The following is a 21874-nucleotide window of genomic DNA, read 5'->3' on the forward strand; positions in this document are numbered from 1 at the left end:
AACTGTCACGAAGCCGTGGTAGCCGCCGCCCCATGCTCCCCAAGGCCGCTTCTTCCGCGCCGGCGCGCCCAGACACGCCCGATCCCGCGTCATGACCGACCTGGCGTCCCTGCGCGCCCAGCGCGACGAGCTCTATCACTTCATCGTCCGCCGCACCCGTGATCCGGCCGCCGCCGACGATCTGGTGCAGGAAACCTTCGCGCGCCTTTTGACCTACGAGAAGGCGCGCACCGTCGCCGACCGTGCGGCGCTCGGCTATCGCATCGCTCTCAACCTCGTCCGCGACCATTTCCGCAGCCGCAAGCGGCGGCCGACCGAGATGCTGGACGAGGAGATCCCCTGCCAAGCCCCGGCGCCGGAGCAGATCCTCATGCATCGCCAGAAGGTCGAGGTGTTCGGCAGGGTGCTGGACGCCATGCCGCCGCTGCGTCGCGACGTCTTCATCCGCCGCCGCCTGCACGGCCAGACGACGCGCGAGATCGCCGACGCCCTGGCCATGAACGAAGCCGCCGTCGAGAAGCACGTCGTGCGGGCCCTCGAACAGCTGCATCGCGAGATGACCAAGGCCGAGCGCCGCGCCGTGGGAGGCCGCCGATGAGCCGCGCCCGCCGCACCGCCGCCCTATGGGCCGCCCGCCGCATGGATCCGGCCTTCCGCGACGAGGCCGGTTTCGAGGCCTGGAAGTCTGACGACCTGGCCAACGCCCAGGCCTTCGACCAGGTCTGGCGCACCAACCAGGACAGCGCCCTGACCGAGGCGATGAAACTCAGCGAGCAGCGCCGTCTGGCCAGGCGTCGCCAGGCGGGACCGATCGCGGCCCTGGCCGGCGGCGTGCTGGCCTGCGGCCTCGCCGTGGCGCTGGCCTGGCCGCAACTGCAACTGATGACCGTGACGCCGATGGCCTTCGAGACGGCCCGTGGCGAGCACCGCGGCGTCGTCCTGGAAGACGGCACCAAGGTCATGCTCGACGGCGACACCCACCTGGAAGTGCGCCTCGGGACGGGCCGGCGCGAGGTGGCGCTGACCAGAGGCGAGGCCTTCTTCGACGTCGCCCATGACGAGGCTCGCCCGTTCACGGTCAGGACCGCCGCCGGCTCGGCCCGCGTGCTGGGCACCGCCTTCGACCTGGAGCTCAGCGACGAGCGCGGGCCAGAGCGGCTGGAGCTGTCGGTGCATCGCGGCCGGGTGCGCCTGGCGCCCGAAGGGCTGATCCGTCGCACCGCCGACCTGACCGTCGGCCAGCGGGCCTTCGCCACCGAAGGAAGGCTGTCCAAGGTCAGGACCTTCGATCCCCTGGCCGACGACTGGCGTTCGGGATGGCTGGAGACCGACGGGGTGACCCTGGGGCGGCTGGTCGAGCGCGTGAACCGCTCGTCTGAGCGCCGCGTCGTCATCGCCGATCCGGAACTGGCTCGCCAGCGGGTGGCCGGCCGCTTCCGACTGGACGAGCCGGCGACCCTGGTCCGCAACCTGGCCCTCGTTCACGGCTTCGAGGTGCGCGAGGGTCAGGGCGGCCTGGTGATCAGCCGGTGACGGCCTTCGGCCGTCTTCGAAACTTCACAAAATTCCCTGTCCTGAAAGGGGCGGCGGCGACGTCTTCCCCGCCGAAGCCGGCCTGACGCCGCGCATTCGGGGATAAGACGATGACCTTCAAGACCTGGACCTTGTGGAGCACGGCCTCGGCCGCCGTCCTGATGTCGGCGACGACGGCGATGGCTGCTCCGGCGCCCAAGCCAGCCCTGGCCATTCCGGCCGGCGACCTGGCCAGCGCGCTGCCGGCCTTCTCGCGCGCCACCGGTCTGCAGGTGCTGGCCGATCCGGCCCTGCTGGCGGGCAAGCGCACCGCCGGCGTGCGCGGCGAGCTCGACGCCGAGACGGGCCTGAACCAGCTGCTGCGCGGCACCGGCCTGACCTATGTCCGCAACGGCGGCGCGGCCGTCCTGCGCCCCGTCGCCCAGAAGATCTCGACCGCCCCGGCCCCCGTCCGCCGCGCCGAAGCCGCCGCGCCCGTCGTCGCCGAGCCGGCTGCGGACGAGTCCGCCACGGTCGAGGAGATCGTCGTCACCGGCGGCTTCGCCAACTCGCTGGCGCGCGCGCTGGCCGACAAGCGCAAGGCCGCCAACGTCGTCGACGCCATCTCGGCCGAGGACATCGGCAAGTTCCCGTCCAACAACATCGCCGAGGCGCTGCAGCGCGTGCCGGGCGTGGCCATCACCCGCGATCGCGGAGAGGGCCTGTTCGTCCGCGTCCGGGGCCTGGGCCCCAACTTCCAGATCGTCACCCTGAACGGCCGCAGCGCCGCGGTGAACGAGAACATGCGCGACAGCGGCCAGAGCGGCCGCCAGTTCCGCTTCGACACCCTGCCGTCCGAGCTGGTGGCCGGCGTCGAGGTCGGCAAGACCCCGCTGGCCTCGCTGGACGAAGGCGCGATCGGCGGCGTGGTCGACATCAAGACCTTTCGCCCCCTGACCCTGGGCAAGAACACCATCGCCGCCTCGGCCACCGCCAGCCATCCGGAGCTGGCCGGCGCCACCGACCCGCGCGTTTCGGGCCTGCTGAGCTGGGTGAACCACGACAAGAGCTTCGGCGCCCTGCTGGCCCTGGTCTACGACCAGCGCACCCTGCGCCAGGACCGCGTCACCGGCGTCAGCTGGAGCTATGCCGACACCTCGACCACCCTGGGCAAGAGCCTGGCGGCGCAGGGGATCAACCTCTATCCGACCGCCATCCGTCCGACCCTCGAACGCGAGGACCGCGAGCGCAAGGGCCTGGTGTTCTCGGCCCAGTACCGCCCGACCGACGCCACCGAGATCACCTTCGACGCCAGCTACACCCACCTCGACGACCACTATGACGAACTGACCTACTCGGTCGATCAGACGGTCTCGACCTTGGTTCCGGGCTCGGCGGTGGTGCGCGACGGCACGTTGGTCGGCGGCACGGTCACCTCGACCAGCCAGATCGGCCGCGAGGTCAGCGATCTCGCCCACGACAACCTGATGCTGGCCATCAACGGCAAGCAGCGGATCGGCGAATGGACCTTCTCGGGCGATGCGGCCTACGCGCGCGCCTATTCGGAAACCTCCAAGCCGATCACCCGCACCCGCCTGCTGGGCGCCATCGGCCAGACGACCTTCAACATGACCAAGGTCGACGACGACGTGCTGCCCAGCGTCACCCTGGCCACGGCGAACCTGTCGAACCCCTCGCTGCTGCCGTTCCGTCGCATCGAATGGCGCACCAACGACTCGCTGGACCTGGAAAAGGCCATCCAGGCCGACGCCGAGCGTCCGCTGCAGTGGGGGCCGTTCAGCCGCGTGGCCTTCGGCGTGAAGTTCCGCGAGCGTGAGCGCAGCTACAATCGCGCCGACATCAACTTCACCACCAACCTGGCCGGCAAGTACTTCGACGCCAGCTACTTCGAGGCCTTCCCGGCCGGCGACTTCCTGGGCCAGGTGGGCGGCAGCCTGCCGCGCACCTGGGTCATGCCCGACCCGGAAAAGTTCTGGGCCCTGGCCGACAAGACCCAGAAGGGCACCGCTCGCGCCGACCAGCGCAACTCCTACTTCGTGTCGGAAGAGATCCTGGCGGGCTACGGCCTGACCGACATGGACACAGAGCTGTTCGGTCGTCCGCTGCGCGGCCAGCTGGGCGTTCGCGTCGCCCAGACCAAGCAGGTCTCGGCCGGCCACGCCGACACCGGCAGCGCCGCCATCCCGGTCCGCTACGAAAAGACCTACACCGACGTCTTGCCGACGCTGAACTTCGCCATGGACATCACCGACACCCTGCAGGCCCGCTTCGCCGCGGCCAAGGTGATCACCCGTCCGTCGCTGGCCGACCTGGCCCCGCGCCTGACGCTGAACTCGTCGGGCACGGTGCTGACGGCGGTGGGCGGCAATCCGCAGCTGCAGCCGTTCGAGGCCTGGCAGTACGACGCCACGCTGGAATGGTACTTCGCCCCGGGCAGCGCGATCGTGGCCGGCGCCTTCTACAAGGACATCACCACCTTCGTTTACAGCCAGAAGACCAACATCGTGGTCGACGGCCAGACCTACCAGCTGACCTCGCCGACCAATGGCGGGCAGGCCAGCATCAAGGGCGTGGAGCTGGCCTACCAGCACCTGTTCAAGAACCTGCCCGCGCCGTTCGACGGCCTCGGCTTCCTGGCCAACTACACCTACACCGACACCGAAGCGACCTACTCGCCGACCCTGACTGACGAGATGGTCAACGTGGCCAAGAACAGCTTCAACATCACCGGCTTCTACGAGAAGGACCGCATCGCCGCCCGCGCCAGCTACAGCTGGGTGGACGACGTGCTGCAGGACGTCGGCGGCGCGGGTCTGTCGGCGCTGAACGACGCGGCCTTCGGCTCGCTGGACGCCAGCGTCAGCTACAAGATCACCGACAACATCACCGCGGCCCTGGAAGGCCAGAACCTGACCGACGCGGCCCAGTGGCAGTTCGTGAAGGGCGGCTGGTTCGGCGGCTACACCCACTACGGCCGCACGGTGAGCTTCGGCCTGCGGGCCAAGTTCTAAGGCCCGGTTCGCTCCGTTTGCGGAGCATCGTCGCGGCCGTCTGCACAGCTGGACGATTCCGCCGCGCGGGCCGCTTTTTCGTTCTCGGGAGTTTCGATGCGTCTGCTTGCCCGCTTTTCCGCCTTCGCCCTGGCCGCGCTCGTCGCGGCGCCCGCAGCCGCCCAGTCATCGGGCGAGACCCTGGAAAAGGTGGTGGTCCTCAGCCGTCACGGCGTGCGCGCGGCGATGTCGAGCCCCGAGCGGTTGGAGACGGCCACCGCGCGTCCGTGGCCGCGCTTCTCGGTCCCGCCGGGCCACCTGACCGCTAACGGCGCGGCGCTCTCGACCCTGTTCGGCGCCTATTACCGCGAACTCTACGCCAGGCAGGGGCTGCTGGCCGACGCCGACTGCGGCGCGGTCTACTACTGGGCCAACGTCACCCAGCGCACGATCGCCACAGCCAAGGCGCTGGGCGAGGGCCTGCAGCCGGGCTGCGCCGTCGACGTCCACACGGTGGGCGAGGGCAAGGCCGATCCGTTGTTCGAGCCGGTGAAGGCGGGCGTCGCCAAGCCTGACCTGGCCCTGGCGCGCGCCTCGGTCGCCGGCCGCGTGGGCGGGAACCTGGCCGCCTGGAGCGCCGGTCATGCCGACGCCATCGCCAGCCTCGACGAGCTTTTGATGCAGTGCGACGCCGCGCCGTGCCCGAAGGCGGAGGGCAAGCGCCGCGTCTACGACGAGCCGGCCGCCTTCCTCGACGACGCCGACGAGACCGTCGGCATTTCGGGCCCCGAGGCCTTCGCGTCCGGCGTCACCGAAAGCATGCTGATGGCCTGGGCCGACGGGCAGGACTTCGCGAGCCTGGGCTGGAAGGGCCTGGACGAGGCGGCCCTGCTGCGCGTCTTCCCGCTGCATCAGGCCGAGTTCGATCTGCGGCTTCGCTCGCATGAAGTCGCGCGCACGGGCGCCGGGCATCTGGCCTCGAAGATCCTGGCCACGCTGGAGGCCAAGCCCGGCAAGGACGCCATCGGCGGTCCGGACGCGAAGATGGTGGTGATCATCGGTCATGACGGCACGCTGGCCATGCTGGGCGGGCTGCTCGGCCTGGAATGGACCGCGCCGGGCTATCAGCCAGGCCAGATCGCGCCGGGCGGCAATATCGTCTTCGAACGCTGGAAGCGCACCGACGGCGTCCGCGTCATCCGCGTGCGCTACGCGGTGCAAAGCCTGTCGCAACTGCGCGAGAAAAGGCCCCTGACGCCGGCGGCCCCACCGTCGGCCTCGCCGATCTTCGTGCCGGGCTGCAGCCAGGCGGGCGCCGGTTACGACTGCCCGGTGGATGGCTTCGCGAAGGTGGTGAAGGGGGCTGTGGCCCGCTAACCCTATCTCCCCGTCATTCCCGCCCTTGTGGCGGGACCCCCTGGTTCCGCTTCCGAGTGAGAGGCAAGCGGCGCGCTTGGCGCGCCGCCCCATCTGCACCTGCGGCTGATAGAGGGTTTCCCGCCACAAGGGCGGGAATGACGGGAGTATGGGAAAGGGGAGCGACCAGAGCCGCTCCCCAGTTTGCCTCAGTGCACCGCCGACGTGTCGGCGACCCGCGTCGGCTTGGGGGCGAGCCAGACCACGAGGGCGGCCACCACGAAGAGCACGGCCATGGCCATGAACACCTGGTTGGTGGCCAGCATCACGCCCTGGCTCTGGACCATGTTGTCCAGCGTGCCGCGCGCCTGGTCGGCGCTCATCCCTAAGCCCTTCAACTGGTCCATCGTACCCTGCGCGCCGTTCAGCACGCCCGACAGTTCGTTGTGGTTGCGGCTGGCGCCGTCGGCCCACACCGTGGTCACCACCGAGGTCGCAAACGCCCCCGACAGCGTGCGGCAGAAGTTCATCAGGCCCGCCGCGCTGGCGGTTTCCTCGACCTTGACGCTGGCCAAGGCCAGGGCGGTCACCGGGACGAAGAAGAACGGCATGCCGAAGCCCTGGAACAGCAGCCAGTGGGCGATGTYGAAATAGCCCATCTGCTGGTTGGCCTGCGCCCGGAAGAAGGTCATCACCGCCATCCAGATCAGGCCCAGGAACACCAGCCGGCGGGCGTCGAACTTGGCCGACATGCCGGCCGCCAGCGGCGCGACCATGACGGCCGTGACGCCCAGCAGGGCCGAGACGTAGCCCGCCCAGGTGGCCGTGTAGCCCATGTTCTGCTGCAGCCAGAGCGGGTTGAGCACATTGATCCCGAAGAACGCCCCGAAGGCCACGCTCAGGGTTATCACCGCCGCGGTGTAGCCCCGGTGGCGGAAGACCCGCAGGTCGACGATCGGGTTCTCCTCGGTCAGCTCCCAGATCAGGAAGGCCGCAAAGCCCACGGCCGCGACGATGGCCAGGCCGATGATCATCGGCGAGGCGAACCAGTCGTGTTCCTTGCCCAGGTCCAGCATGATCTGCAGCGCGCCGACCCAGACGATCAGCAGGCCCAGGCCCACCAGGTCGACCTTCGCCCTGGCCAGGGGCGTCTCGTGGCCCTTCAGCAGGTTCCAGGCGAACCAGGCGCAGGCGATGGCGATCGGCACGTTGATCCAGAAGATGAAGGCCCAGCCGACGCTGTCGCACAGCGCGCCCCCCAGGATCGGCCCGAGGATCGGGGCGATCAGGGTGGTCATGGCCCACAAGCCCGTGGCGGCCGCGGCCTTCTCCTTGGGGAAGACGCGTAGCAGGAGGGTCTGCGACAGCGGCATCAACGGGCCGCCGCAGGCGCCCTGCAGGATGCGGAACAGCACCAGGAAACCCAGCGACGGGGCCAGGCCGCACAGGAACGAGAAGATCCCGAACCCGATCATGCCGAAGACGAACACCCTGACCGCGCCGAAGCGGGCCGACAGCCAGCCGGTCAGCGGCACGACCACGGCCTCGGCCACGGCGTAGGAGGTGATCACCCAGGTGCCCTGGCTGGGCGAGACGCCCAGGGCCCCGGCGATGTTGGACACCGAGACGTTGGCGATGGTGGTGTCGAGCACCACCAGGAAGTTGGCGGCGGCCAGGATCAGGCCGGCGAAGATCATCGCCGGCCCGCTGAGCGGCGCGGGTTCGGACGCCGCCCTTGCGGGGGCGGCTTGAGCGCTGGCCATGACGGCGGTCCTTGCTGCTCGGGTTTAGTCGCGGGTGTCGATCGTGGCCTTCATCGAGAGGCCCACGCGCAGCGGGTGGGCCTTGAGGTCGGCCGGGTCGATGGCCACGCGCACGGGCAGGCGCTGCACCACCTTGATCCAGTTGCCGGTGGCGTTCTGGGCCGGGATCAGCGCGAAGGCCGCGCCGGTGCCGCCAGACAGGCCGGCGACCTTGCCGTGGTAGGTGACCGAATTGCCGTAGAGGTCGGCGGTCAGCTCGACCGGCTGGCCGATCTTGACCTTGCGCAGCTGGCCTTCCTTGAAGTTGGCGTCGACATAGGCCGCGGCGATCGGAACCACCTGCATCACCGGCGTGCCGGCGGCGACCCGCTGGCCGACCTGGACGGCGCGCTTGGCCACGACGCCGTCGATCGGCGCGCGGATGACGGTGCGCGACAGGTCCAGCTGCGCCTGTTCGAACTTGGCGCGGGCGGCGGCGACTTCGGGGTTGGTGTCGACGGTGGTCCCGTCGGTCAGCACGGCGTTGGCGGCCAGCGAGCCGGCCGCGGCGGCGCGGTTGGCCTGCGCTTGGGCTTGAGAGGCCTTGGCCGAGGCGAAGGCCGCCTGGGCGTTGGCGAACGCGTTCTGGGCGCGGGTCAGTTCGTCGCCCGAGACGGCGCCGGTGGCGGCCAGGGCCTTGCGGCGATCCAGGTCGATGCGGGCGCGCTCGAGATCGGCCTGGGCCGAGGTCAGGCTGGCGGCGGCGCGGGCCTGGTCGGCGTCGCGGGCGGCGATCTGGGCCGACAGGCTCTGGTCGGTGGCGAGATAGCCGCGCACCCGGCGTTCGGCGCGCGCCAGGTCGGCTTGAGCCGAGGCGAGCGCGATGCGGGCGTCGCTGTCGTCGAGCACGACCAGCACGTCGCCGGCCTTGACCACCTGGGTGTCGTGCACCGCGACGCTGCGCACCGGGCCGCCGACCAGCGGCGTCACCTGGGCGACGTCGGCGCCGACATAGGCGTTGTCGGTCTCGACGTGGTGCGAGCCGACGAGGGCGTAGTAGGCGCCATAGCCGGCGCCGGCGATCAGGACGACGGCGGCGAGGCCGAGGAACAGCTTCTTGCGCTTGGCGCCGGCGGCCGCCTTGGCGGCGGCCGCCTTCTTGGCGTCCTGGGCGGAAGAGGCGTCGGCGGAGGCTTCGGAATCGTACATGGGGGAGGGCTCCGGGAAACGGGTCAGGCGGCGCGGTAGCCGCCGCCGAGGGCGCGCACGAGCGCCACGTCGAGGGTGAAGGCGCGGGTCTCGAGGTCGGCGAGCGTCCGCTGGTTGGCGATCAGGGCGTCCTCGGCGGAGAGGACTTCCAGGTAGGTGGCCAGACCCCCGCGATAGCGCTGCAGGGCGATGTCGTGGGCGGCCGACGAGGCGGCGACGGCCTTGCGGGTCTCGTCCAGGCGGGCGTCGAGGGCGCGGGCGCTGACGGCGGCGTCGGCGACGTCCTTCAGGGCCTGGGAGAGGGTGCCGTTGTAGCTGGCCACGGCGGCGTCGTAGTCGGCCGCCGCGCCGCGATAGTTGGCGCGCAGCGCGCCGCCCTGGAAGATCGGCAGGCGCACGGCCGGGCCGATCGAGCCGATGCGCGACCCGCCCTTGGTCAGGAGGTCCAGGCCCAACGATTGCTGGCCGAAATAGGCCGACAGGTCGACGTTGGGATAGAACTCGGCCTTGGCCTCTTTGATCGACTGAGCCGCGGCCTCGGCGCGCAGGCGGGCGGCGACCACGTCGGGACGGCGGCCGATCAGGTCGGCCGACAGGTTGGCCGGCAGGCCGAAGGCCTTCAGCATTCCGACCTTTGGGCGCTGGATCGCGAGACCCCGGTCGGGACCGGCGCCCAGGAGGGCGGCGATGCGGTTGCGGGTCAGGCCGACGGCCTCGTCGGCGGCGGCCAACTGGGCGCGGGCCGAGGCCAGGCCAGCCTTCGACTGCTCGGCCGAGCCGCGGTTCTCCAGGCCGTTGGCGGCGCGGTCGGCGGTCAGCTGGGCCGTCTGCTCGCGGGTCTTGACCGCGTCGGCGGCCGCGTCGCGATCGGCGAACAGCTGGGCCAGATCGGCATAGGCGGCCGCGACGCTGGTCGACAGGACGAGGCGCGCCTCGGCGGCGTCGGCCTTGGAGGCTTCGGCTTGCGAGGTCGCGGCGGCCAGGGCCGCGCGGTTCTTGCCGAAGAAGTCGAGCTCCCACGAGAAGTCGAGCGTGGCGCGGCCGGTGTCGTTGTAGCCCTTGGGCACGAAGGCGGCCGGGATGCCGTTGTTGTAGCTCTGCTTGACCGAGGCGTAGGTCGCGCCGGCGCTGAGGCTGGGCAGCGTCGCCGAGCGGGCCTGGCCCGCCAGCGCTTCGGCCTTGCGCACGCGCGCCTCGGCGGCGGCCAGGTCGGGCGAGCCGGCCAGGGCCTCGTCGACCAGGGCGTCGAGCTGGGTGTCGCCATAGGCGGTCCACCAGCGGTCGGCCGGCCAGTCGGCGGCGGGCGCGGCCAGGCTCTGTTGCGAGGCGTAGGCGTCGGGCGCCTTGATCGCCTGGGCCGGCGGCAGCTTGGGCACGGCGGCGCAGCCCGCCAGGGCCGTTGTCGCCAGAAGGCCCGCGAGGGCCAGCTTAAGGGGGGAAGTCCGGGGGAGGGCGTTTGCCATCGGATTTGCTCGATATCAAACCGTACAGGACGGTCCAAATATAACTTGACGTGACGGCGTCAAGTGAAAAGTGTACGGTCTGGTCCAGAAAACGCCTGGGTCTGGTTAACTGGCCGATCGGAGACGGGAGGAGGGCGCGTGCGCGTCAAGACCGAGGAAAAGCGCAAATGCATTATGGAAGCGGCCAAGGCCGTGTTCCTGGAGCGCGGGTTCCTGGGGGCGAGCATGGCCGAGGTGTCGGCGCGCGCCGGCGGGTCCAAGCAGACGCTCTACAGCTACTTCGCCTCCAAGGACGATCTCTTCGTCGCCACCATGCTGGAGAAGGGCGCGAAGATCATGGATCCGCTCTTCACCACCTTCGAGGCCGAGGACGACCTGCGCACGGCGCTCAGCCGGTTCGGCCGGGCCTTCCTGTCGTTCGTTTCGAGCGACGAGGTGCTGGCCTTCCGGCGGATGATCATCGCCGAGGGCTTCCGCTCGAACCTTGGACAGCTCTTCTACGAGAACGGCCCCAAGCGCAGCTGGACCCGGATGGTCGCCAAGCTCGAGCAGTTCATCGCCGAGGGGAAGATGCGTCGCGCCGACCCCTGGCGGGCGTCGATGCATTTCCAGGCCCTGTGCGAGGCCGGGCCGTTCATGCGCCTGCTGGAAGGCGTGCTGACCAGCCTGCCGCCGGAGGTGATCGACGAGGTGGTCGACGAGGCCGTCGACATCTTCATGCGCGCCTACGGACCCGAACCGGCCGCGGCCTGATCGCGGGCGTTGCGCGATAGGCGATCGCGCGTAGTCTCTCCCTCATCGGTTGATGGGGCGCTGATGTCGAACGGCAAGCTTATCGCGGGAATGGCCTGCGTGGTCGCGACGGCGCTGCTGGCCGGCTGCGCCACGACGCCTGAGGCTCGCTTCGCAAGCCTTGGACCCCTGCGCGCAGCGCTGGCTGCCCCGCCCGAGGCGCTGCGCCAGCGGGCCGAACGCAACGACGGCCACGCCCAGATGGCGCTGTCCTTGCTCTACGAGTACGGCCAGGGCGGCGTCGAAAAGGATCCGGTCCAGGCGGCTTTCCTGCGTCGGCGGGCGACGGCCTCGCGCGGATCGACGCCCATCACCACCTACATTCCCGGCATCAACGGCAAGCCTGGCCGGGTCTCGATGATCTTCGTGCCGCGCTACGACGTCTCGCCGGGGCAGGCGGCTTTCAACCTCGCGTGCGCGCAGGCCCTCGCCGAGGGCGATCAGTCGCCCAAGGCGGTGCGGACCTGCGGCGGCGAGGCGGGCTACGCCGAACTGGCGGCCGCCTTGCGGCGCTAGGCGCTCGCCGCGCCGGCGATCAGCGTCAGCGCCTCGTCTTCCGAGACCACCTCGGCGTACTTGGCCTGCAGGTCGAAGAGGTTGGCTTCCTGCACCCGCGCGTCGCGATCGCCGGAGGCTTCGCGCACCACGAACGGGATGAAGCCGTGCTGCAGGGCGTCCAGCGCGCTGGCTCGCACGCAGCCCGACGTGGAAAAGCCGCCCATGATCACGGTGTCGACGCCCATGGCCCGCAGGGTCGAGGCCAAGGGCGTGCCGAAGAAGGCCGAGGCGTACTGCTTGGACAGCACGATTTCGCCCTCGATCGGGGTGATTTCCTTGGGGAACGCGCCCAGCGGCGAGCCTTCCTGGAAGGCCTTCAGGGCCGGCACCTTGCGATAGAACACCCCGCCGTCGCGGCCGCCGACGCCGGCCTGGTAGACGACGTTGGTCAGGATCACCGGAATGCCGGCCTTGCGCGCGGCCTGCAGCAGGCGGGCGTTGCTGGCCAGGGCGTCTTCCACGCCGGCATAGAGCGGCGAGTCCGGCAGCAGATAGGCGTCGACCACGTCGATGATCAGCAGGGCGGGGCTCTTGCCGAAGGCCAGGCGGCCGCCGAAGCCGGCCTTGTGGTAGTCTTCGTTCAGGTCTTCGGCCATTTCAAACTCCGCTGTCCTCGCCGGAGGACATCAAATCCAACAGATCGTGTCATCCCGGCCGTAGCGTAGCGAAGCGCCGGGATCTCCCACGGTTGCCGGAGCTGCCGACGTGGGAGATCCCGGCTCTACGGCGCTGTGCGCCTTCGGCCGGGATGACAATCGAGGGGGAAGGGGCGCGCCCCTAGACCACCCCTTGCTCGGCGAACGCCTTCAGTTCGCTTTCGCTCACCCCGAGCTCGCCCCAGACCGCGCCGTTGTCCTGGCCCACCGCCTGGGAGGCGATGGCGCGGACGACGCCGGGGGTCTTCGACAGCTTGGGCATGACGTTCTGCATCGGCAGTTCGCCCCAGCGTGGGTGGTCGAGCGTGACGATCGACTCCCGGGCCGCGAAGTGCGGGTCGGCCAGCATCTCGGGCGCGCGATAGATCTTCCCCGCCGGCACGCCGGCCTCGATCATCTTGGCCTCGACCTCGTCGACGGTCAGAGACTTGGTCCATGCCTCGATGAGGGCGTCCAGCGCCTTCATGTTGCGGCCGCGGTTGACGTGGTTGACGTAGTCCGGGTGCTGGGCGAGCTCGGGCTGGCCCATGGCCTTGCACAGGCGGCCGAACACCGTRTCCTGGTTGGCGGCGATCAGATAGTCGCCGTCCTTGCAGTGATAGACGTTCGACGGCGCGATGCCGGGCAGCACGGAGCCCGAGCGCTCGCGGATGTAGCCCATGACCTTGTAGTCGGGGACCAGGCTTTCCATGACCTGCAGCACCGCCTCGTAGAGCGAGCTGTCGACCACCTGGCCCTGGCCGGTGGCGTCGCGGTGGCGCAGGGCCGCCAGGGCGCCCAGGCACCCGTAGGTGGCCGCCAGGGCGTCGCCGATCGAGATGCCCATGCGCGAGGGCGCGCGATCGGGATCGCCGACGATGTGGCGCCAGCCGCCCATGGCCTCGCCGATGCCGCCAAAGCCGGCCCGGTCGGCATAGGGACCGGTTTGGCCGTAGCCCGACACCCGCACGATGATCAGGCCCGGGTTCTCGGCGTGCAGGACTTCGGGCGACAGGCCCCAGCCCTCCAGCGTACCCGGTCGGAAGTTCTCGATGAGAATATCGGCGGTGGCGATCAGCTTGCGGGCCAGCGCCTGGCCCTCGGGCACGCGCAGATTGGCCGAGACCGTGCGCTTGTTGCGGGCCACGACCTCCCACCACAGCGGATAGTCGCCGCGGCCCCAGTCGCGCATCGGGTCGCCCTTGCCGGGCGGCTCGATCTTGATCACGTCCGCGCCCATGTCACCCAGCAGCTGGCCGCAGAACGGACCAGCGATCAGCTGGCCCATCTCCACGACGCGCAGGCCCTTCAGCGGACCCGTGTTTTCAACCGTCATGACGCGCCTTACTCCGCCGCCAGGGCCAGCGGGGCGTTGCGCCACACTGGCGCGCGCGGCGCCGGCAGGCCGGTCTGCTCCAGGCAGTTGGCCCGTAGTTCCTCGATCGAGGGACCGCGGTCGAACACCTCCAGCGGGCCGCGCTCGCTGCGGATCTTGGCGCGCAGGGCCTCGGTGGCGGTCGCATCGGCCTTACCGGCCGCGTCGATCACCACGCCAAAGCGCTTGGCGCCCTCGGCGCTGACCAGGCCGCGCGAGACTTCCAGCTCGACCAGCTCGACCTCGCGCTCCAGCGGGTCGCCCCAGCCGCCGCCGCCCCAGGTGACGAAGTGCAGCAGGTCGCCCTTGTCGACCTGGATCCCGTCGCACTTGGAGGGCAGGGCGATGCTCTCGCCGCTGGCCTTGTCCAGGCGCTTCCACGAGCGGGCCCCGGGGGCGCCGCCGTTGACGCCCCACGGCGGCACGAACCAGCGGTCGTCGTGGATGGCGATCGTGCCGGCTTCCGTGAACTTGTAGGTCATGTGGATGCCGTTGCCGCCCCGGAAGCGCCCGGCGCCGCCGCTGTCGGCCACGCTCTCGTAGCGCTCGATGACCATCGGGAAGTAGCGTTCCAGGAACTCGTTGGGCACGTTGGTGAAGCCCGGCCACAGCGAGTGACCGTCGGCGCCGTCGCCGAACGGACGGCCCGGAATGCCGCCGAAGCCGATCTGGAACAGCTGGAACCACTCGCCCTTGCCGTCGAAGCCCGAGAACATCAGGTGCGGCGAAGACGAGAAGCCGGCGGCGCACAGGAATTCCGGGGTCTTCTGGCCGAGCAGCGCGCCCAGCACGTCGAAGATGCGGCCAAGCGCGTGGGTGCGGCAGGACAGGGCGGCCGGGAACTTCGGCTTCAGCAGGCTGCCTTCCGGAATCCGCACGTCGACCAGGTCGTAGAAGCCGTCGTTGAACAGGATCTGCGGGTCGAAGACCATGATCATGTAGATGCCGAAAAACATCTTGAACATGTTCTCGTTCAGCAGGAAGTTGATCGAGCTGTCCGACTGCGGATCGGTGCCGTCGAAGTCGAGAACGACCTTGCCGCCCTCACGCCACATGGTGCACTTGATCTTGAACGGTCCTGCGCCCTTGCCGTCGTCGCAGATGTAGTCCTCGAACGACACCGGCGCCTCGCCGATCGCGGTCGAGATCAGGTGGGCCATGGCGCGGTGGTTGCGGGCCAGCAGTTCGTCCAGGGCGCTGGCGAACACGTCGTCGCCGAAGCGCTCGCAGATCTCGACCACCCGGCGACCGGCCACGCGGCACGAGGCGACGATGGCGTGCAGGTCGGCCTTGAACCATTCGGGCATGCGCGACTGGTGGGCGGCGATGCGCACGATGTCGCTCTGCAGCTCGCCCTTGCGGTACAGCTTCACCGGCGGCAGGCGGAAGCCTTCCTCGAAGATCGAGGCCGCGTCGGTGGGCAGGGAGCCGGGCACCTTGCCGCCGACGTCGGTCATGTGGCCGAACATCGCCGACCAGGCCACCAGGCGCCCGTCGCGGAAGATCGGGGCGATGCACAGCTGGTCGGAGGCGTGGCTGATGGCGCCCTCGACCGAGTAGGGGTCGTTGACGAGGATGATGTCGCCTTCCTCGATCTCGCCGTCATAGCCCTTGAGGAAGCCGTCGATGAACGAGCCGAACTGGCCCACCACCATGCGGCCGTCGCGGTCGGCGATCAGCGGGAAGGCGTCGCCCTGCTCGCGGATGCCGGGCGACAGCGCGGTGCGGAACAGGGTGGCGTCCATCTCGACGCGGGCGTTGCGCAGGGCGTTCTCGATGATGTCGAGCGTCACCGGATCGACGGCGACCTTGCCGAAGGGCGTGGAATTGGTTTCCAGGATGCGCGCGGGCATGGCTCAGGCTTCCTTGGCAGGATTGATCAGGATGACGCCGTAGGCGTCGACGAGCGCCTCGCAGTCGGGCAGCACCAGGGTGGTGGAATCCATCTCGGTGATGATCGCCGGACCGGGGACGCGGTCACCGGCGCGGAGCTTGGAGCGGTCGTAGATGGCGGCCGGCTTCATGCCGCCGTCGGCCCAGACCTCGTGGTCGCGGATCTTGGCGCGCGAGGGATCGCCGTCGCCCTTCTCGATCTCCAGCGAGGGGATCTCCTGCACCTTGCCCATGGCGACGGCGCGCAGGTTCACCAGCTCGTGCTCGGCGTCCATGTTGAAGGTGAAGAGGCGGCGGTGCTCGTCGTCGAAGGCGGCGGCCAGACGGGTCAGCCCGCCGTTCTTCAGGCTGTCCAGCGTCACGTGCATGGGCACTTCGAAGGCCTGGCCGTGATAGCGGACGTCGATCTCGAAGCGGGTCTCGATCTCGGCGTCGGTGACGCCGTCGGCCTTCAGGGTGTCGCGGATCTGGGCGTCCATCTCGCCGAACAGCGAGAGCACCTCGGCCTCGGTCGCGGCCGACAGGCGCTTGGAGTACGAGCGGGCCGTCTCGGTGCGCATGCGGGTGGTGGCGTCGCCCAGGGCGCACAGCACGCCGGGCGAGACCGGCGACACGGCTGGCCACGAGCCCATCAGCTTGGCCACGGCGTTGACGTGCAGGGGGCCGGCGCCGCCGAAGCCCATCAAGGCGAAGTCGCGCGGGTCATAGCCCTGCTGCACCGAGATCATGCGCAGCGCGCCGAACATGTTCTCGTTGACGATGTCGATGATGCCGCGGGCGGCTTCATAGAGGTCGATGCCCAGGGCGTCGGCGATGGTCTGCACCGCTGTGCGGGCCGCTTCGCGGTCCAGCTTGAAGGCGCCGCCCAGCAGGTCTTCGGGCAGGTAGCCGAGCACGACATTGGCGTCGGTGACGGTGGGGGCGGCGCCGCCCTTGCCGTAGGCGGCCGGACCCGGCGCGGCGCCGGCCGACTCGGGGCCCACGCGCAGGGCGCGGGTCAGCTCCGGCACCTTGGCGATCGAGCCACCGCCGGCGCCGACCGTCTTCACGTCCAGCGACGAGGCGCGCACCGTCAGGTGGCCGACGTCGGTGGTGCGCACGCGGCGCGGCTCGCCGTTCTCGATCAGGGCCACGTCGGTCGAGGTGCCGCCGACGTCGAGCGTGAGGATGTTCTTCAGGCCCGAGTTCTTGGCCACCCACAGGGCGCCGGTGACGCCGCCGGCGGGACCCGACATCAGCAGGCTGACCGGATGCTCCTCGGACTTCTCCGACGACATCAGGCCGCCGTCCGAGCGCAGCAGGGCGATGCGGCCCTGCATGTCCAGGCCCCGCAGCTTGTCGCGCAGGTTCTTGACGTACTTCGAGACAACCGGGCGGACCGAAGCGTTGGCGACGGTGGTCAGGGTGCGCTCGTATTCCTGCATCTCCGGCAGGACCTCGTGCGACAGCGAAACGAGCACGCCGGGCAGGATCTCGGCGGCCAGCTGCGCCACGCGGCGCTCATGCGCGCCGTTCAGGTAGGCGTTCATCAGGGCGATGGTCACCGCCTCGACGCCCTGCTCCTTAAGCTTGGTCAGCTGGACGCGGACGTCGGCCTCGTCGAGCGGGCGGATCTCCTTGCCCGCCGCGTCGATGCGGCCCTTGATCTCGACGGTGTCTTCCAGCTTCGCGAGAGGTTCCGGCTTGGGCCAGATGATCCAGGCGGCCAGACCGCCGGGCACCAGCGAGCGGGCGATTTGCATCACTTGGTGGTAGCCCTCGGTGGTCACCAGGCCGACCCGGGCGCCCTTGCCCTCGAGCACGGCGTTGGTGGCCACGGTGGTGCCGTGCAGGAAGACGTCGACGTCCGACGGCTTGACCCCGGCCTTCTCGCAGACCGCGTTGACGCCGGTCATCACGCCGACCGAGCTGTCGTGCGGCGTCGACGGCGTCTTGTGCCGCCAGAAATCGCCCGTCGCCTCGTTCAGCAACAGCAGGTCGGTGAAGGTCCCGCCTACGTCCACGCCCAATCGGTAAGCCATCGTCAGCCTCTATTGCTGGCGCGCCAACTCCCCCCAGGGTGACGGCGCGACGCCTATTGAGACGACATTCCCCCGATCGGGCGGCGCGCGCCGGATCGGGGGAGGGGTTTCACCGCTGTGCGGGCGCCGCCCGTTCTGTCGTCAGAACTTCACGGCGAGTTCGACGCCGAAGGTCGCGCCGGCCGCGGGCGAGGCGAAATTGCCCCCGAACTCCGGCGCGGGGATCACCTCGGTCAGGTACTTTTCATCCAGCACGTTGCGGCCGAAAGCCGTGACGCTCCAGGTGTCAGCCTCGAGGCCGGCCCGCAGGTCCAGCGTCGTGTAGGCGTCGCGGCGGCTCTTGGCGTAGTTGGCCCGGCCCAGCGCGCCGTAGCTCAGCTCGAAGACCGTCGGCGCGTCCTGGTCCTGCACGACGTGGAACCAGGTCGGTCCCGTGCCGCGCACGTCGGCCCGCAGGCGAAGGGCCAGGTTGTCGGGCAGCGGATGGACGTAGTCGGCCGCCAGGTTCCAGGTGTAGCGCGGCGTGTAGGGCGACTCGTTGCCGACGGTGTCGGGCCGCACGCTGTTCTTGCGGATCTCGCTGTCGGTGTAGGCGCCCGAGGMCTCCAGCGTCAGGCGGGAGGTCGCCTTGTAGCGCAGGCCCAGTTCCGCGCCCTTGATCCTCACCTCGTCGATGTTGGACACCACCCGCAGCAGGCCGAACGGGCCGACGAAGAACTCGAAGAACTGCATGTCGTCGACGTCGGTGTGGTAGGCGGCCGCGTCGATGGTCAGGCGGCCGTCCAGCATCCGGCCCTTGGCCCCGATCTCGAAACTGCTGGAGACCTCCTTGTCGAAGTCGTCGCGGATGCTGACCGGCTTGTAGCCGGCGGCCGTGCGCACCGGATTGACGAACAGGTTCACGGTGGCGGCGCTGCCCTGGCTGTTGAAGCCGCCCGACTTGAAGCCAACGCCCCAGTCGCCATAGAGCGTCCAGTCCTCGCTGGCCTTCCAGCGCAGGGCGATCTTGGGCTGGATCTGGTCGTAGGTCTTCTTCTGGTCCTTGATGCCGCCCGGATTGATCGTGGCGTCCAGGCCCGGATTGAGCGCCGCGCCGCCGGTGTAGGGCGGGCCGTTGAAGTCGATGTACTTGGTGCGGGCCGCCGTCGGCACCAGGTTGTGCACCTTGCGCTCCTCGCGGTCGTAGCGCAGGGCCAGCGAGCCTTCGAGGCCAGGCGTGATGTCATAGGCCAGCTGGCCGAACACCGCCGCCACGTCGCTCTTGAAGTCGTCCCAATAGAGCTGCTCGGTCGAATAGGCCGACGAGGAGGGCACGTAGAGCGCGCGCGGAACCTCGCCACCGCCGTCCAGGCCGGTKGCCACGCCCACCTCGCGGTCGATGCGCAGGGCGTAGGCGCCGACCATCCAGCGCAGCGGCTGGTCAGAGCGAGAGGTCAGGCGCAGCTCGCCCGAGACGTCGCTCTGGTCGCGCTTCTGGTACTGGTAGCCGTCGCAGGCCGTCGGCGTGTAGGGGCCGAAGAACGAGCCCGCCGCCGTCGGCGCCAGGTACTGCGGCGCGGGCAGGGTGATCCCCTTGGCGTTCAGGTTGGCGATCGAGGCGGCGCAGGCGGCGCTGGCGTTGAAGAACCCGAACGAGGCCGAGGTGCCGTCGGCCACCAGGTCGTTGTCGATGTCGGAATAGAGGGTCCAGGCCGTCAGGGTGGCGAAGCCCAGGTCCCGCTCCAGCTTGGCCGAGACTTCCAGCGCCTGCTGCTCGTTGGTGTGCGGTACGTTGTTCTGGAAGGCGAAGCGGTGGTCGTTGACGTCCTCGTAGTACGAGGGCGTGGCCAGCACCGAGGCGAAGGCGGGCAGGGCGAAGACGGCGTTGTAGGCGATCGAGCCGGCGGTCACCTCGCCATAGCGGGCCTTGAGATCGAGCTTGGTCTTCTCGTCCAGACGCGCCACGAGGCGGCCGTTCAGATTGTAGCCCTCGAAGCGGTCGACCGCGCCGCCGCCGAAATCGCTGCCCCAGAAGCCGTCGGTCTTGCGGAAGTCGGCCGAGAGGCTGCCGGAGATCCGCTCGCCGAGCGGCCCGGCCACGCGGATGTCGCCGGAAAAGCTGTCGCGGTTGCCGACGCTGATCTTGCCCGCGCCTTCGAAGGCCTCGCCCGGTTCGACGGTCGAGACGATGATCGCGCCCGCGGCGGCGTTGCGGCCGTAGACCGCGCCTTGCGGACCTTTCACCACCTCGATCTGCCGCAGGTCGGAGAACTCGCGGTTGAAGGCGGCAGGGTTGGCCATCTGCACGCCGTCGACGACGAAGGCGAACGAGGCCTGGGCGTCGCGGGCGCCGTTGACCCCGCGGATATTGACCTGGGCGTCGCCCTGTTCGGCGGCCTGCACCAGGCTGACGCCCGGCGTCAGGGCCACGAAGTCGGCGGCGCGAGCGACGCCGGCGGCCTCCAGCGTGGCCTGGCTCAGCGCCGAGACGGCGGCGGGCACGTCGCGCAGGTTCTCGGCCCGCTGACGGGCGGTGACCATCACCTCGTCGACGGCGGTGGGCGCCTCCTGGGCCGAAGCGGCGCCGGCCCACGTCAGGGCCAGCAGCGAAGCGCCCATTAGGACGGCGGTTTTCTTAGGTTTCATCGATCAGGCTCCCCTCCAGTGATCGGGGGCGAGCTTGCGCCGCGTACCGACGTTCGCTGCGCGGCCGCGCGGGCTCCCCGCCTGTCGGGCGCCGGGGGCGGGGCGCTGGCTTCGCGGGCGCCGCCACGCATCCTCGCGCGCCATGCCTGCCCGCCTCGCGGGCGTCCAGGAGCCTGCGCCATGACCACCCGTATCGAGATCGTCGAGGTGTCGCCCCGCGACGGCCTGCAGAACGAGAAGGCCATGGTTTCTTCGGCCGACAAGGCCGCGCTGGTGCTCAAGGCCGTGGAGGCCGGCGCCCGGCGGGTCGAGGCGGTCAGCTTCGTCAATCCGCGCGCGGTGCCGCAGATGGCCGACGCCGACGAGGTGATGGCTCGCCTGCGCGGCCAGCAGGACCTGCGCGCGCGCGGCGTGTCGCTGATCGGCCTCGTCCTGAACCGCCGGGGCCTGGACCGCGCCATCGCCGCCGACGTCGACGAGGCCAATTTCGTCGTGGTGGCCAGCGAGACCTTCAACGCCCGCAACCAGGGCGTCCCGATCAGCGAGACCCTGCGGCAGATTTCCGAGGCCCCGGAGGTCGCGCGCCAGGCCGGGCTGAAGCTGGGCGTCACCATCGCTGCGGCCTTCGGTTGCCCGTTCGAGGGCGAGGTGGCGGTCGAACATGTGGCCCGCATCGCCGCCGAGTTGGCTGACTATGGCGTCGGCGAGATCACCCTGGCCGACACCATCGGGGTGGGCGACCCGCTGTCGGTAGAGACCCGGTTCGGCGCTGTCCGCGCCGTGGCGCCGGGCGCTGTCCTGCGCGCCCACTTCCACAACACCCGCAATACGGGCCTGGCCAACGCCTTCGCCGCCTGGCGCGCGGGCGTGGCCAGCCTGGACGCTTCCATCGGCGGCATCGGCGGCTGTCCGTTCGCCCCGGCCGCCACCGGCAACGTGCCGACCGAGGACCTGGCCTACATGTTTTCACGGATGGGCGTGGCGACGGGCCTGGACCTGGCCTCGCTGATCGAGACGGCCGGCTGGCTCAAGGACGTGCTGGGCGCGCCGGCCCTGTCGGGCATGGTCTCGAAGGCGGGCGGGTTTCCCAACTGATCCTTCTCCCCTTGTGGGAGAAGGTGGCGGCGAAGCCGACGGATGAGGGGTCTCTCAAATGCAAACGCCGCGAAAGCTGATCGGCTTTCGCGGCGTTCGAGGTCTGTGCGACCCCTCACCCGACCTCCTTCGGAGGCCACCCTCTCCCACAAGGGGAGAGGGATCAGTATTTCAGGCCGATGCTGACGCTCGCGCCGTCGGCGCCGACGTCGACCRCCGAGTCCTCGAACTTCGGCGGGCCGAACCGGGCCTTGGGGTCGCGTGACAGGCCCACGCCGTCGGCGGGCAGGCCAAGGGCGGTCTTCTTCATCACGCCGTCGCCGTCCTGGTCGTGGAAGGCCAGGAACGACCAGCGGCCGGGCGGCAGGTTGGCGACCTTGGCGGTCACCGCGCCCGAGGCGGCCGGGACCTTCACGTTGTAGGGGCAGGTCTTCAGGAAGGTGGTCTTGTCGCAGGCCGACACGACCACCTGGCCCTTGGCGTTGGCGACGCCCGAAACGCGGATCTCCACGGAGGCCGCCTGGGCCCCCGTGGCGACCAGCGCGGCGAGGAGGGCGAGGATGCTCGTTCTCACGCTCTTCACCGGA

At 70.0% G+C, this 21874-nt stretch carries 16 protein-coding genes; 7 read left to right on the forward strand and 9 right to left on the reverse strand.

Features of this window, described 5'->3' with window-relative positions:
- Nucleotides 1–91: 91 nt before the first annotated feature.
- The 4 genes from AC1DCG_RS15705 (at nt 92) to AC1DCG_RS15720 (ending at nt 5900) form a co-directional block, all read left to right on the forward strand.
- A complete protein-coding gene (locus AC1DCG_RS15705) occupies nt 92–598 on the forward strand; it encodes an RNA polymerase sigma factor (protein WP_477029776.1) in 507 nt (168 codons plus the stop codon).
- Nucleotides 595–1533 (forward strand): FecR family protein, encoded by a 939-nt coding sequence (locus AC1DCG_RS15710; protein WP_477029775.1) that lies wholly within the window; start codon nt 595–597, stop codon nt 1531–1533. Before AC1DCG_RS15705 ends, AC1DCG_RS15710 begins: the two co-directional genes overlap by 4 nt.
- 110 nt (nt 1534–1643) lie before the next feature.
- The gene (locus AC1DCG_RS15715) at nt 1644–4544 is read left to right on the forward strand and encodes a TonB-dependent receptor (protein ID WP_477037068.1); all 2901 of its coding nucleotides are present in this window, start codon (nt 1644–1646) and stop codon (nt 4542–4544) included.
- Between the two features lie 96 nt (nt 4545–4640).
- Nucleotides 4641–5900, forward strand: coding sequence for a histidine-type phosphatase (locus tag AC1DCG_RS15720; RefSeq protein ID WP_477041544.1), 1260 nt, complete (start codon nt 4641–4643; stop codon nt 5898–5900).
- A 188-nt stretch (nt 5901–6088) separates the two neighbouring features.
- Here the strand turns inward: AC1DCG_RS15720 and AC1DCG_RS15725 are convergent, their stop codons facing one another.
- Genes AC1DCG_RS15725 through AC1DCG_RS15735 form a run of 3 tightly spaced genes read right to left on the reverse strand, consistent with a single transcriptional unit; the run spans nt 6089 to nt 10293 of the window.
- Nucleotides 6089–7642: a DHA2 family efflux MFS transporter permease subunit gene (locus AC1DCG_RS15725; RefSeq protein ID WP_477041545.1), complete on the reverse strand. Its 1554-nt coding sequence runs from the start codon at nt 7640–7642 to the stop codon at nt 6089–6091.
- A gap of 24 nt (nt 7643–7666) precedes the next feature.
- The gene (locus AC1DCG_RS15730) at nt 7667–8830 is read right to left on the reverse strand and encodes an EmrA/EmrK family multidrug efflux transporter periplasmic adaptor subunit (protein ID WP_477029771.1); all 1164 of its coding nucleotides are present in this window, start codon (nt 8828–8830) and stop codon (nt 7667–7669) included.
- A 23-nt stretch (nt 8831–8853) separates the two neighbouring features.
- Nucleotides 8854–10293, reverse strand: a complete 1440-nt coding sequence (locus AC1DCG_RS15735; protein ID WP_477029770.1) for an efflux transporter outer membrane subunit — start codon at nt 10291–10293, stop codon at nt 8854–8856.
- Nucleotides 10294–10431: 138 nt separating this feature from the next.
- On the opposite strand from AC1DCG_RS15735, the gene AC1DCG_RS15740 reads away from it, so the two are divergent.
- Both AC1DCG_RS15740 and AC1DCG_RS15745 read left to right on the forward strand, forming a co-directional pair.
- Complete coding sequence (locus tag AC1DCG_RS15740; RefSeq protein ID WP_165260026.1) at nt 10432–11046, forward strand: TetR/AcrR family transcriptional regulator C-terminal domain-containing protein; 615 nt, start codon at nt 10432–10434, stop codon at nt 11044–11046.
- A 63-nt stretch (nt 11047–11109) separates the two neighbouring features.
- Complete coding sequence (locus AC1DCG_RS15745; RefSeq protein ID WP_477029769.1) at nt 11110–11601, forward strand: hypothetical protein; 492 nt, start codon at nt 11110–11112, stop codon at nt 11599–11601.
- Here the strand turns inward: AC1DCG_RS15745 and AC1DCG_RS15750 are convergent.
- From AC1DCG_RS15750 to AC1DCG_RS15770, 5 genes are all read right to left on the reverse strand, one after another.
- The gene (locus tag AC1DCG_RS15750) at nt 11598–12239 is read right to left on the reverse strand and encodes an isochorismatase family protein (RefSeq protein ID WP_477029768.1); all 642 of its coding nucleotides are present in this window, start codon (nt 12237–12239) and stop codon (nt 11598–11600) included. The genes AC1DCG_RS15745 and AC1DCG_RS15750 overlap by 4 nt on opposite strands.
- 181 nt (nt 12240–12420) lie before the next feature.
- Nucleotides 12421–13614 carry a CaiB/BaiF CoA transferase family protein gene (locus AC1DCG_RS15755; protein WP_477037140.1) on the reverse strand — a complete coding sequence of 398 codons (1194 nt, stop codon included), beginning with the start codon at nt 13612–13614 and terminating at the stop codon, nt 12421–12423.
- Nucleotides 13615–13622: 8 nt separating this feature from the next.
- Nucleotides 13623–15506: a hydantoinase B/oxoprolinase family protein gene (locus tag AC1DCG_RS15760; RefSeq protein ID WP_477029766.1), complete on the reverse strand. Its 1884-nt coding sequence runs from the start codon at nt 15504–15506 to the stop codon at nt 13623–13625.
- A gap of 3 nt (nt 15507–15509) precedes the next feature.
- Nucleotides 15510–17567 (reverse strand): hydantoinase/oxoprolinase family protein, encoded by a 2058-nt coding sequence (locus AC1DCG_RS15765; protein ID WP_477029765.1) that lies wholly within the window; start codon nt 17565–17567, stop codon nt 15510–15512.
- 141 nt (nt 17568–17708) lie between these two features.
- Nucleotides 17709–20192 carry a TonB-dependent receptor gene (locus tag AC1DCG_RS15770; protein ID WP_477041546.1) on the reverse strand — a complete coding sequence of 828 codons (2484 nt, stop codon included), beginning with the start codon at nt 20190–20192 and terminating at the stop codon, nt 17709–17711.
- A 180-nt stretch (nt 20193–20372) separates the two neighbouring features.
- Between AC1DCG_RS15770 and AC1DCG_RS15775 the strand changes: the two genes are divergently transcribed.
- Entirely contained in the window at nt 20373–21287 is a 915-nt protein-coding gene (locus AC1DCG_RS15775; RefSeq protein ID WP_477029763.1) for a hydroxymethylglutaryl-CoA lyase, read from the forward strand.
- 163 nt (nt 21288–21450) lie between these two features.
- On the opposite strand, the gene AC1DCG_RS15780 is transcribed toward AC1DCG_RS15775, so the two are convergent.
- Nucleotides 21451–21861: a DUF2141 domain-containing protein gene (locus AC1DCG_RS15780; protein ID WP_477041547.1), complete on the reverse strand. Its 411-nt coding sequence runs from the start codon at nt 21859–21861 to the stop codon at nt 21451–21453.
- Nucleotides 21862–21874 lie beyond the last annotated feature (13 nt).

The organism is Caulobacter sp. 10L414 (genome assembly GCF_056395525.1).